Origin of the sequence: Pandoraea sp. NE5 (assembly GCF_024363545.1) — a bacterium.
GTDB classification, from domain to species: Bacteria; Pseudomonadota; Gammaproteobacteria; order Burkholderiales; family Burkholderiaceae; genus Pandoraea; species Pandoraea cepalis.
The window spans coordinates 4392828-4405033 of the sequence record NZ_AP025517.1; the positions used below are offsets into that span (position 1 = coordinate 4392828).

The window sequence follows — 12206 nt, forward strand, 5'->3', positions numbered from 1 at the left end:
GGTCGTGCAGCCCGGTTACACTCGGGTTCCCGGGTCCGCGCGACTCACGGCATGGAGGAAGATTGTCCGTCATGGTGCTCAATTGGCTCGACGTCGGCTTTGCCGTCGCCTGTATCCATGCACTGGGGGCGATCGCCGCGATCCATGCCGTGCTGACGGTACGGACGTCGCAGGGCGCCGTGGCGTGGGCGGTATCGCTCGTCACGATGCCCTACCTCACGCTCATCCCCTACCTGTTCCTCGGCCGATCGAAGTTCATCGGCTACGTCGAGGCCCGGCGCGCCCGGAATCAAGCGTTGCAAACCCGCATCGGCGAAACACAATGGAGCGGTGAGCCGCCTGTCGCGATGGAAGCCCATCCCGAGTTTGCGGCGCTCACCGCCATGACGGGCATGTCGTTCGTTGCCGGCAATCGCGTGCGTCTGCTGGTGAACGGCCACGCCACGTTCGACGCCATCTTTGCCGCCATCGACCGCGCGCGCGACTACATCGTCATTCAGTTCTTCATCGTCAAGGACGATGCCCTTGGACGCGCCCTGTCCGCCCGCCTGCTCGCGCGCGCCGCCACGGGCGTGAAGGTATTCTTTCTCTACGACCGGATCGGCAGCCACGACTTGCCCGGCAGTTACTGCGACACGCTGCGCCAAGGCGGTGTCCTCGTGCACGAGTTCGCCGCCGCCAAGCGCGGTATTTTCGTGAATCGCTTCCAGTTGAACTTTCGCAATCACCGCAAGATTGTCGTGATCGACGGCAACGAAGCGTTCATCGGCGGTCACAACGTCGGCGTGGAGTATCTTGGCGAGAAACCGCCGCTGGCCCCCTGGCGCGACACGCACATTGCCGTGCGCGGCCCGGCAGTGGTCGGCATTCAACGCGCGTTCGCCGAAGACTGGCACTGGAGTACGGGCACGGTACCGGAGCTGAATCGTCAACCGGTCGCCTCCGGCGAAGACATGCACTGCCAGGTGGTGCCCAGCGGCCCCGCCGACCGGCTGGAAACGTCGTCGCTCTTCTTTGTCACCGCCATCAACGCTGCGCAACAGCGGGTCTGGCTCACCACTCCCTACTTCGTGCCCGACGAAGCCGTGTTCTCCGCATTGCGCCTGGCGGTGCTGCGCGGCGTGGACGTGCGCATCCTGATCCCCGACCGGGCCGATCACCGCGTGGTGTTCGAAGCCACCACGTCGTACGCCTTCGAAGCCGCCCGCAGCGGCATCAACGTCTATCGGTATCAACACGGCTTCGTTCACCAGAAGGTCGTACTGATCGACGACAGCGCGGCCGCCGTCGGTAGCGCCAACCTCGACAACCGGTCGTTCCGCCTCAATTTCGAGATCATGCTGCTGACCGTCGACCGCGCCTTTGCCGATGACGTCGCGTTCATGCTCACGCACGACTTCGAGCATGCCACCCTGCTGAACAAGGACGAATTTCGGACGATTCCGAAATGGCGCCAGATTGTGATGCGCGTGGCGCGGCTTTTCGCCCCAATTCTGTAGCCAGTCGACGGCGCGCATCGCATTCGCCTGCGCAGACCGGTAAAATAGCGGTTTTGCCGTCCTCTGCGCGTGGGTTTGCCGGCATGGCACGTTCGGTCCTCATTGGATCGACGGCACATGCCCGCCGCGCAGGCCAAGGACGCACTGACCCGCTTACCCCTCGGCCTTTTTCGTGATCCGATTCGAACACCTTTCCCTCGCGCGCGGCACCAAGCCGCTCTTCGAGGACACCTCCGTCACGCTCAACCCGGGCGAGCGCGTCGGCCTCGTCGGCGCCAACGGCGCCGGCAAGTCCACGCTGTTCGCGCTGTTGCGCGGGCAGTTGCACGCGGATGGGGGCGATGTCTTCGTGCCCAGTAGCTGGCGCCTGGCGCATGTGATGCAGGAGACGCCAGCGGTCGAGCGTACTGCGCTCGACTACGTTCTCGACGGCGACACGCGGCTGCGTGAGATCGAAGGGAATATTGCGGCGGCGGAAGTCGCTCACGACGGCCATGCCCAGGCCGACGCCCACGCGGCCTTCGCCGACGCCGACGGCTACACCGCCCCGGCCCGCGGCGAGGCGCTGCTGCTCGGCCTCGGCTTTACGTTGGCGCAAACGCAGTTGCCGGTCGCCAGCTTCTCGGGCGGTTGGCGCATGCGCCTGAATCTGGCGCAGGCGCTCATGTGCCCGTCCGATCTGTTGCTGCTCGACGAGCCGACCAACCACCTGGATCTGGACGCCATCGTCTGGCTCGAAGACTGGCTCAAGCGTTACCCGGGTACGCTCATCGTGATTTCGCACGATCGCGAATTTCTCGACGAGGTCTGCAACGTCACGCTGCACATCGACAATCAGCAGATCAAGCGTTACGGTGGCAACTACAGTCAGTTCGAAATCCTGCGCGGCCAGCAACTGACGCTGCAGCAAAGCGCCTTCGAGAAGCAGCAAAAGACGATTGCGCACCTGGAGTCGTTCATCACGCGCTTCAAGGCCAAGGCGACGAAGGCACGCCAGGCGCAGAGTCGCGTGAAGGCGCTCGAAAAGATGGAGCGCATCGCCCCCGCGCATATCGCGTCGCCGTTCACGTTTGAGTTCCGCCCGGCTGACAGCGCGCCGAACCCAATGCTCGTGCTCGAAGCCGTCCGTTGCGGCTACCCGCTCGAGGACGGCAGCGAGAAGGTCATCCTGCCGCACGTCACGATGTCGGTGCAGAACGAGCAACGTATCGGCCTGCTCGGCGCCAACGGTCAGGGCAAATCGACGCTGATCAAAACGCTCGCCGGCACGCTGGCGACCCTCACCGGCTCGGTGAAAACCGGCAAGGGCCTGCAGATCGGCTACTTCGCCCAGCATCAGGTCGAAACGCTGCGTCACGACGATTCGCCGTTGCAGCACTTGCAGCGGCTCGCCCCGGATACGCGCGAGCAGGAGCTCCGGGATTTTCTGGGCGGGTTCAATTTCCGTGGTGACATGGCCACGTCGTCGATCGCCCCGTTCTCTGGCGGCGAGAAGGCGCGTCTGGCGCTCGCGCTCATCATCTGGCGCAAGCCGAACCTTCTGCTGCTCGACGAACCGACCAATCACCTGGACCTAGAAACGCGCCACGCGCTCACGATGGCCTTGGCGCAGTTCGACGGCACATTGATTCTCGTCTCGCACGATCGGCATTTGCTGCGCGCGACCACCGATCAGTTTCTGCTCGTGGCCGGCGGCGAAGTAAAGCCGTTCGACGGCGATCTCGACGACTATCGCGACTGGCTGCTGCAACACGCGGCCGACCAACGGGCCGCGGCACGTGATGCCAGCAACGGTAGCGGTGAGAGTGCAGAGGGTGGCGACGGCGTCAATCGCAAGGATCAGAAGCGCGCCGAAGCGCAGGAACGCCAGCGGCTGTCTCAACTGCGCAAACCGCTGCAACGCAAGATCGAGAAGCTGGAGCAATCGATGGCGAAACTCGCGGACGAAAAGGCGCGACTCGACGCCATCCTCGCCGACAGCGGCACCTATGAAGACGCGAAAAAAGCCTTGCTGACCGACAGCCTGAAGCAGCAGGTGGACGTCACGGCCAAACTGTCGGACATTGAAGCCGAATGGCTCGACGCACAGGAAGCGCTCGAGCAGATCGTCTGACAGGCGTCAGACCCTGGCTGCCGGGGCGGTGGCATGGCCTTGAGAAGGCCTGCCCCGGAGCGCCCCCAAGCGCCAGCGCGACTACAACCCCGCCACGACGGAAATCGCGTGCTCCAAACGGTCGACGGCATGCACTTCGAGGCCGTCGATGGGTTGCTTCGGCGCATTCGCCTTCGGGATGATCGCAATCGAAAAGCCCAGTTTGGCGGCTTCCTTGAGACGATCCTGACCGCGCGGGCTCGGCCGGATTTCGCCCGCCAGCCCGACCTCGCCGAATGCTACGATGCCGCGCGGCAACGGCTTGTTGCGCAGCGACGAATGAATTGCCAGCAATACGGCCAGATCGGCCGCCGGCTCCGAGATCTTCACGCCGCCGACGGCGTTCAGGAACACATCCTGATCGAAACAGGCGATGCCCGCATGACGATGCATCACGGCGAGCAACATGGCCAGCCGGTTCTGCTCCAGCCCCACGGCCAAACGCCGCGGATTGGGCACCTGCGCCGTGTCGACCAGCGCCTGCACCTCGACGAGCAGCGGGCGCGTGCCTTCCTGCGTGACGAGCACGCACGAGCCCGGCACGCTTTGCTCATGTTGCGAGAGGAACAAGGCCGACGGATTCGCCACGCCGCGCAGGCCTTTCTCCGTCATCGCAAACACGCCCAACTCGTTGACGGCACCGAAGCGATTTTTGAACGCCCGCACCAACCGGTACGACGAGTGCGTATCGCCCTCGAAATACAGCACCGTGTCGACGATGTGTTCGAGAACGCGCGGCCCGGCGAGACTGCCTTCCTTGGTTACGTGGCCAACCATGATCACCGTTACGCCGCTCTGCTTGGCGCTGCGCGTGAGTTGCGCCGCGCATTCGCGCACCTGCGCGACCGATCCCGGCGCCGAACTGAGCGCTTCTGAGTAGACCGTCTGGATCGAGTCGATCACGACCACGTCGGGCTTCTCCGACTCGATGGCGCCCAGAATCTTCTCGAGCTGGATTTCCGCCAGCAAATCCAATTCCCCGCCGCCCTCGCCCGCGGCGCCGAGGCCCAGGCGCTGCGCACGCAAGGCAATCTGCGCGCCCGATTCTTCGCCGCTCACATACAGCGCACGCCGTTCGCGCGCCAGATTTGCAAGCGACTGAAGCAGCAGCGTCGACTTGCCGATCCCGGGATCTCCCCCGATGAGCACCACGCCGCCGGCAACCAGACCGCCGCCCAGCACGCGGTCGAATTCGCTCACGCCGCTGGAGAAGCGCGGCACATCGGCCGCCTCGATCTGCGCGAGCTTGCGCACAGGCGTACTCTTGGCGAGCGATTGGTATCGATGACCTGTCGGCGCTTCCGCCACCGATTCGACGAGCGAATTCCAGCCGTTGCAGTGGGGACACTGCCCCGCCCACTTGGGCGTCTGCCCGCCGCATTCGGTACAAATATAGACAGTCTTGGCTTTGGCCATGCGTGGCGATCCTGTCCTGATGCTCAGTTCGCGTACACCGGCACGCGGCGCGCCACGGCACACATCAGCTCATAGCCGAGCGTGCCGGCCGACGCTGCGACCTCGTCGATGCAAAGGCCCCGCCCCCACAACGTGACAGGCGCACCCACGCGTGCCTGCGGCACCGGCGTGAGATCGACGGCCAGCATGTCCATCGACACGCGGCCCACGGTGCGCGTGCGCACACCGTCGACCAGTATCGGCGTGCCCGAGGGTGCAACACGCGGATAGCCGTCGGCATAGCCGCAGGCCACTGTGCCCACGCGCATCGGCGTCTCGGCGGTGAATACGCTACCGTAACCGACCGTACCGCCCGCCGGCACGTCCTGAATACCGATCAACTCGGCTTCGAGCGTCATGGTCGGTTGCAGATCAAGCGTGGCCGCCGGGACTTCGAGACCTTTCGGCGAGGAGCCATAGAGCATGATCCCCGGGCGCACCCATGCGCCGTGTGCTTCCGGATGGAACAGCGTGGCGGCCGAGTTGGCCAGGCTGCGCTCGCCCGGCACGTCGCATGCGCCACGCTCGAACGCTTCCATCTGATACGCAATGCCGCGCGGACCGTCGGCATCGGAAAAGTGAGTCATCAGCACGATCTGGCTCACGCCGGGAATCGCGCGAGCACGCTCCCATGCGGCGCGAAATCGCTCGGGGGCAAAGCCGAGACGGTTCATGCCCGAATTCATCTTGAGCTGCACGTTGAGCGGCTTGCTCAGGCGCGTGGTCTCCAGCATGCGCAGTTGTTCGTCGCTGTGCACGGTCGTCGTCAGACCATACTTGTCGACGACGGCCAGATCTTCGGGTTTGAAGAACCCTTCGAGCAGCAGAATCGGACCGGCCCAGCCGAGTTCGCGCAAACGCACGGCCTCGTCGAGATCGAGCAGGCCGAAGCCATCGGCGTCGCGCAATCCGGGATACGCGTTTTCAATGCCATGCCCGTAGGCATTGGCCTTGACCACGGCCCACACCTTGGCGCGGGGCGCACTGCGGCGGGCGACATCGAGATTGTGAGCGAGGGCTGCGGTGTGAATCGAGACTTTGATTGGACGAGGCATAAGCGGACACGGGATCGAAGGAGACGCTCGCCAGGACAGGCTGGCGGCATAACGCATCGGCATATTTTCGTGTTATAAAGCCGTGCGCACAACTTGTTTTGCCAAATTTTTCTCCCGATAACAAGACCGGTCTCAGACCGAGGGCGACCGGGCGCCCGACACGGGGAGCATCAAGGCCGAATATACGGCCGAATAACGACAGTTGATTGGCCGAAGCGCGCCGATACCCCGATGTTTAAGCCCGGTTTCTTCCGTGGGGAAGCCCGTTGCGGGCGCTGCGGATACCGACAACCGAGACACGCAAGTTTTACGCAGCACGGGATCGACTCAAGGAACGATGAAGAAAGGCTTTTATACCATCATGGCCGCGCAGTTTTTTTCGTCGCTGGCCGACAATGCATTGCTCATCGCCGCAATCGCGCTCCTGAAAGATCTGCACTCCCCGCAGTGGATGACGCCGCTGCTCAAGCTCTTCTTCGTGCTCTCCTACGTCATTCTCGCCGCCTACGTCGGGGCCTTCGCCGATTCGATGCCCAAGGGCAAGGTCATGTTCATCAGCAACTCGATCAAGGTCGCGGGCTGCCTGATGATGCTGTTCGGCTCGCATCCACTGATCGCGTATGGTGTAGTCGGCTTCGGCGCGGCGGCCTACTCGCCCGCGAAGTACGGCATTCTCACCGAATTGCTGCCTGCGGAGAAACTGGTCGCGGCCAACGGCTGGATCGAGGGGCTGACGGTCAGTTCGATCATTCTCGGCACCGTTCTCGGCGGCACACTCATCAGTCCACATATTTCCGAATGGGTGCTCCAACGCACGCCAGAGGTCATCAATACGCCGGCGATGGCCTCGATGGTGGTCATCATGGTCATCTACGTGATTGCCGCGCTGTTCAATTTGCGCATCCCCGACACGGGCGCGCGTTACGCGCGTCAGCAACGTAATCCAATCCGACTCGTCTCCGATTTTGCCGACTGCTTCACCACGCTGTGGCGCGACAAGCTGGGCCAGATCTCGCTCGCCGTCACGACCCTGTTCTGGGGCGCGGGAGCAACGCTCCAGTTCATCGTGCTGCGCTGGGCCGAAAAAGCGCTGGGCATGACGCTCTCGGAAGGCGCCATCCTGCAGGCGGTGTCCGCGGTGGGCGTGGCCATCGGCGCCATCGCCGCCGCCTCGCGCATCCCGCTCAAGCGTTCACTCTCAGTACTGCCGGTCGGCATCGCCATGGGCATCGCGGTGATGGCGATGGCCTTCTTCTCGAAGGACCTACTGCCGTGGGGCGCCGATTGGAAAGTGCCGCTGTACCTGATCGTTGCCTACATCTTCCTCATCATCGTCGGTGCGCTCGCGGGTTTCTTCGTGGTGCCGATGAACGCCCTGCTCCAACATCGCGGTCACGTCTTACTCTCGGCGGGCCATTCCATCGCCGTGCAGAACTTCAACGAGAACCTTTCCGTGCTCATCATGCTGTGCCTCTACGCGCTGCTGATCTGGTTCAACGTGCCGGTGGGGGTCGTCATCATTCTGTTCGGCGTGTTTGTCTCGGGCACGATGTGGCTCGTCATGCGGCGTCACCAGGCCAATCAGCGCGAATTCGATTCGGTCGCGCTCATCGGCGAAATCAAGCATTGATATGTCTTCGCGTCAGTCGTCCGTTCCCATCGTTCTCACCATTGCCGGCTCGGATTCCAGCGGTGGCGCCGGCATCCAAGCCGATCTGAAGACGTTTTCCGCGCTCGGCGCCTACGGCGCCAGCGTGATCACCGCCCTCACCGCGCAGAACACGCAGGGGGTCACCGCCATCCACACGCCGCCGGCGAGTTTCGTCACTGCGCAAATGGATGCCGTTTTCCAGGATCTGACGGTCGATGCCGTCAAGCTGGGCATGCTTGGCAATGCCGAGGTCGTGCGCGCCGTTGCCGCCGGATTGCGGCAGTACAAGCCGCGCTTCGTCGTGCTCGATACCGTGATGATCTCTAAGAGCGGCCACGCGTTGCTGCAACCCGACGCCGTCGCCGCATTGCGCGATGAATTGCTGCCGCTGGCGGATCTGATCACCCCCAACCTGCCGGAAGCCGCGGCGCTGCTCGGCGTCGAGCCCGCGACCGACGAACGCGAGATGGAACAGCAAGCGCAAGCGCTGCGCGCGCTGGGCGCTCGCCATGTGCTGGTCAAGGGGGGCCATCTGGCCAGCGATCTCAGCCCGGACTGGCTCGTGAGCGCGACCGGGGTCGAGCGCTTCACCGCCCCGCGCATCGCCGTGCACAACACCCACGGTACCGGCTGCACGCTCTCCGCCGCGCTGGCCGCGTTGCGACCCCGCCGCCACGACTGGTCGGACACCGTGCGCGACGCCAAGGCGTATCTCAACGGCGCGCTTGCCGCCAGTGACACATTGCACATCGGCCACGGTGTCGGCCCCGTGCATCACTTCCACGCGGTCTGGTCCAAGGGGTGACGCAGTGAGGCGCTAACGGGCTGAATGCGCTGAACGCTCGCAATACGCGCAATACGCCGACTCAGATCGACGGTGCGCCGTCGTCGGCACTCTGCGCCAGCGCGCGACGCGCGGCCGCGTCGGCCCGTTCGCTCAATTCCTCGATGCGATGCCGGGCGCGCGGCGCCCAGAAATCAGGCACGATAAATCCGCGCTCTTCCTCGAACCAATCCCCCTCGCCCGCCCGCCGGTTCAGCGACACGACGAGCAACGGCTCGGCGCCGCGTTCTCGCCAGTGCGTCTCGATTCGGGTATGCATCGCCGCCAGCGATAGCGCCGAGGAATCGCTGACGCGCGCGGGGGCCAGCCAACGCGCGCGCGGCAGCAATGCCCACGTGCGTTCGCGTGCGGCGCTCGGCGCACGTTGTGTCGACTGCGCGTGCGCCCACCACTCGTCGAGCGTCGCCCACCAGCCGCGACCGTGCGCCTCGGACGCCACCGCCGGCAACTGCCCACCGTGCGCGAGTGGATGGAAAAGCCAGCCCTTCAGATAGACCTGCGGCAGCCACGGTCCGGCGATAGGCAATGCGCTAAGCGCTGCGTCCAGCGTGGTCAGGCGCAATTGATGATCGAGCAACCGCGCCACCTTGTCGGCCAGGCTGTCGGCCAGATTCGGTCCGAGCCAGTGAAACTGCACGGCACGTTCGTCGAGCCCCGGCGACGGCGTCGCTGGTGGCACGAACAGATACAGCTTCACCGCCAGCTCCCAATGCAGCAATTGACGGTCGGCGCGCCGGGCCAACAGGAAATCGCACTCGCCGAGCGTCATATTGCCGCGCCGGGCGTCACGCACCTGCAAACCGGCGGCGAGCAGATCGAAGCGAGGACTGTGCAGCAGTGCGAAGTGCAGCAGTTGCTCCGCATAGCGCCCCAGGCGATGACTTTCGCCGCGCGCAAGAAAGTCGCGCAACGGCTCGACGTCGGCATCGCAGGCCAGTAGCCAGTCGCGCAGGATTCGGGAATGGGGGACGGGATCGGCGATGTCGGGCTGGCGCGCCACATCGTTCACCGCCTGCACGCAGTCGAACTGCGCCAGCGCCGCCGGAAAGCGGGCGGCACTGAGCAGATCGGCGGACAACAGCAGCCACGCGAGGTCGCGCACCGGCGCCTCGCGCAGCGTTTCGATCAGTTCGCCGTAGGCGTCTGGGAGGGAGTCGATTCGCACACAGCCTCGTAGGTAGCCCGTGCCAGGCACCAATCGGTCCAGGCCTTGGCCTTGTCGGGCAAACTGCGCAACAGGTAAGCCGGATGGTACGTCACGATCACCGGCACGCCTTCATATTCATGCACGCGCCCGCGCAGGCTGGCGATGCTCGCCTGCGTGCGCAAAATGCTCTGCGCGGCGAAACGCCCCATCACCACGATCACGCGCGGCTTGAGCAGTGCCACCTGACGCTTCAGGTAAGGCTCGCAGCTCGCCACTTCGGTCGCTTCGGGATCTCGGTTGTTCGGCGGACGGCACTTGAGGACGTTCGCGATATACACGTTCTCGCCGCGCTGCAATGTCACGGCGCGCAGCATGTTGTCGAGCAGCTTGCCCCCCTGCCCCACGAACGGCTCGCCCTGCAAATCCTCCTGCTGGCCCGGGGCTTCCCCCACGAGCAGCCAGTCGGCCTCGCGGTCGCCCACGCCGAAGACCGTCTGCGTACGCGTTTCGCACAGGCCGCACAGGCGGCAATTGGCGACGCGCTCCGTCAGCGCCTCCCAGTCCAGTGTCTCGACGCCCGGCAGCGCAGGACGCGACGGCGCCCCGGCCTCGCCCGCATCGCGCATGATCGACCACAGCGCAGCATCGGCGGCTGCGTCGCCGTCGCCGCTGCCATCGCTGTCGAGCCACATCGGCCTGTCGTCGGGCGGCAGGTCCTCCATGTGACGGCTGGCCCCACGCGGTGCGGATGTCGGTGCGGGCACCGGTGCCGACTCACGGCGGACAGGGGCCGCGGGTACTTCGCCCGATATCGCGGCGCGTCCGGCAGCACGCGCCATCGCCGGCGTGACGCTCGGCGTCACGTCCCACGGCGGCAGGTCGTCGGCATGGGCTTCGCCCCGAGGGGCGGCCGCATCGACGCGTGTCGCAACGTCGCCGCCCTCGTCAATCGCCGTTACCGTTGCCGTCGCCGCCTGGGCCACGGCCTCGTGCGACATCCACACCGGCCACAGCCCGAACTCTTCCAGAATCGCTTTAGGCCACGGCACGATCAGTCTCCCACGTCAGGCGCATCACAATGGCGTCTTCACGACGCCCGCTCGCCGGATAATATCCCTTGCGCCGGCCAATCTGCACGAATCCGAAACGCTCGTACACGCGCAGCGCCCTCACGTTCGACGGACGCACCTCCAGCAATACGCCGCTCATGCCCTGTGCACGCGAGACTCGCACGACCTCGTCAAGCAACTGCACGCCCAGCCCGTTGCCCTGCATTTCCGGCTCGACGCACACGTTGAGCAAATGTGACTCGTCGACGACCGGCATCATCAGAAAATAACCGAGCAGTGTGCCATCGACCGCGCGCAGGCAGACGCCCTGATGCCCGGCGTCGAGCGAATCGGCGAAGTTCTGGCGGGTCCAGGGATACGGATACGCGCGCACTTCGACGGCTACGACCTCGTCGAGATCGGCCAGCGTCATCGGCGAATAATGGTTCGGACCGGTCTGGCGCATCAGGGCACCTCCGGGGCATTTGCCTTCGCGGTCTGGGCCACGGCCTGCTTGATCGCTTCGCGCTCGGCGGTCGTTTGCGCCACCTTGTTGCGGATGTAGACCGGCATGGCCTGATCGGCGGGAATGGCGCCGCCCCGCGCGAAGGCGCGGGCCGCGAGCGCTGCGACGTAACGGGCACGCGGCATGGCGTTGGCCAGGACCGCCTGCGCCTGCACGCTTGCCTGCAATCGATCGCCGAACGCCAGCGCGGCATTGCCCGCGATGACGAAATCCACTTCGGGTGCGCGCACCCGTTCGGCAGCGTCGAGCGACGCAGGCAGAACTTCGCGCCAGTCGTTCGTGGCGCTGTCCCAGGCGTAATCGGCCCAATAGGCCTCATTCATGCGCGCATCGAGTGCGACAAGCACGCGTTGTGTGTCGACGCGCAATGCGCGCGCCGCTTCGGCACACGCGAGCAACGTGCCCACCGGCACCACGGGCAGTGCGGCGCCAAACGCCAACCCCTGCGCGACACCGCAGGCCGTGCGCAACCCGGTAAACGACCCCGGCCCCGCCCCGAAGGCGATCGCGTCGCATTCGGCGAGCGTGACGCCGGCCTCGCGCAGCACGTCGCGCGCGGCGGGCAGAATATGGGTGCTGGAGACCGGGCCGGTATCGAGGTGGCGCTCGACCACAAGGGCCGGGGCACCGCTGGCGGGATCGTGACGGTATACGGCAACCGAACAGAATTCGGTCGAGGTATCGAGGGCGAGAAGCGTAATCGAAGACATGGCGCTATTGTAATCGGGTGGGCGGCGAGCCACCTAGCGGCACCGACGGTCGCCCGCCCCTGGCCGGTGCCAGCTTGCCGCATTCCGCGTAGCCGAGCATCGCAACCGCCCCATCACT

At 65.2% G+C, this 12206-nt stretch carries 10 protein-coding genes; 4 read left to right on the forward strand and 6 right to left on the reverse strand.

Translation table 11 applies throughout. The annotated features are described in order from the left end of the window. Positions 1 to 71: 71 nt before the first annotated feature. Positions 72 to 1499 carry a cardiolipin synthase gene (gene cls / locus PanNE5_RS19865; protein WP_017234106.1) on the forward strand — a complete coding sequence of 476 codons (1428 nt, stop codon included), beginning with the start codon at positions 72 to 74 and terminating at the stop codon, positions 1497 to 1499. Between the two features lie 172 nt (positions 1500 to 1671). Next, a complete protein-coding gene (locus PanNE5_RS19870; protein ID WP_261938691.1) occupies positions 1672 to 3612 on the forward strand; it encodes an ATP-binding cassette domain-containing protein in 1941 nt (646 codons plus the stop codon). A gap of 81 nt (positions 3613 to 3693) precedes the next feature. Here PanNE5_RS19870 and radA read toward each other — a convergent pair whose 3' ends face one another. Both radA and alr read right to left on the reverse strand, forming a co-directional pair. Further along, positions 3694 to 5067, reverse strand: a complete 1374-nt coding sequence (gene radA, locus PanNE5_RS19875; RefSeq protein WP_261938692.1) for a DNA repair protein RadA — start codon at positions 5065 to 5067, stop codon at positions 3694 to 3696. Positions 5068 to 5090: 23 nt separating this feature from the next. Continuing rightward, positions 5091 to 6161, reverse strand: coding sequence for an alanine racemase (gene alr, locus PanNE5_RS19880; protein WP_017234103.1), 1071 nt, complete (start codon positions 6159 to 6161; stop codon positions 5091 to 5093). Between the two features lie 337 nt (positions 6162 to 6498). Here alr and lplT point away from each other — a divergent pair, with 337 nt between their 5' ends. Further along, positions 6499 to 7791 (forward strand): lysophospholipid transporter LplT, encoded by a 1293-nt coding sequence (gene lplT, locus PanNE5_RS19885; protein ID WP_017234102.1) that lies wholly within the window; start codon positions 6499 to 6501, stop codon positions 7789 to 7791. 1 nt (position 7792) lies between these two features. Beyond that, a complete protein-coding gene (gene thiD / locus PanNE5_RS19890; protein ID WP_261938693.1) occupies positions 7793 to 8617 on the forward strand; it encodes a bifunctional hydroxymethylpyrimidine kinase/phosphomethylpyrimidine kinase in 825 nt (274 codons plus the stop codon). Between the two features lie 61 nt (positions 8618 to 8678). On the opposite strand, the gene PanNE5_RS19895 is transcribed toward thiD, so the two are convergent. The 4 genes from PanNE5_RS19895 to tsaB are packed head-to-tail and all read right to left on the reverse strand — an operon-like array spanning position 8679 to position 12088. Beyond that, complete coding sequence (locus PanNE5_RS19895; RefSeq protein WP_261938694.1) at positions 8679 to 9821, reverse strand: DUF1853 family protein; 1143 nt, start codon at positions 9819 to 9821, stop codon at positions 8679 to 8681. Next, positions 9782 to 10852, reverse strand: a complete 1071-nt coding sequence (locus PanNE5_RS19900) for a uracil-DNA glycosylase family protein (protein WP_261938695.1) — start codon at positions 10850 to 10852, stop codon at positions 9782 to 9784. Before PanNE5_RS19900 ends, PanNE5_RS19895 begins: the two co-directional genes overlap by 40 nt. Further along, on the reverse strand, positions 10839 to 11318 hold the full coding sequence (rimI, locus tag PanNE5_RS19905) for a ribosomal protein S18-alanine N-acetyltransferase (protein WP_017232251.1): 480 nt from the start codon (positions 11316 to 11318) through the stop codon (positions 10839 to 10841). The genes PanNE5_RS19900 and rimI overlap by 14 nt, the downstream gene beginning before the upstream one ends. Then, the gene (gene tsaB, locus PanNE5_RS19910; RefSeq protein WP_017232252.1) at positions 11318 to 12088 is read right to left on the reverse strand and encodes a tRNA (adenosine(37)-N6)-threonylcarbamoyltransferase complex dimerization subunit type 1 TsaB; all 771 of its coding nucleotides are present in this window, start codon (positions 12086 to 12088) and stop codon (positions 11318 to 11320) included. The genes rimI and tsaB overlap by 1 nt, the downstream gene beginning before the upstream one ends. Positions 12089 to 12206 lie beyond the last annotated feature (118 nt).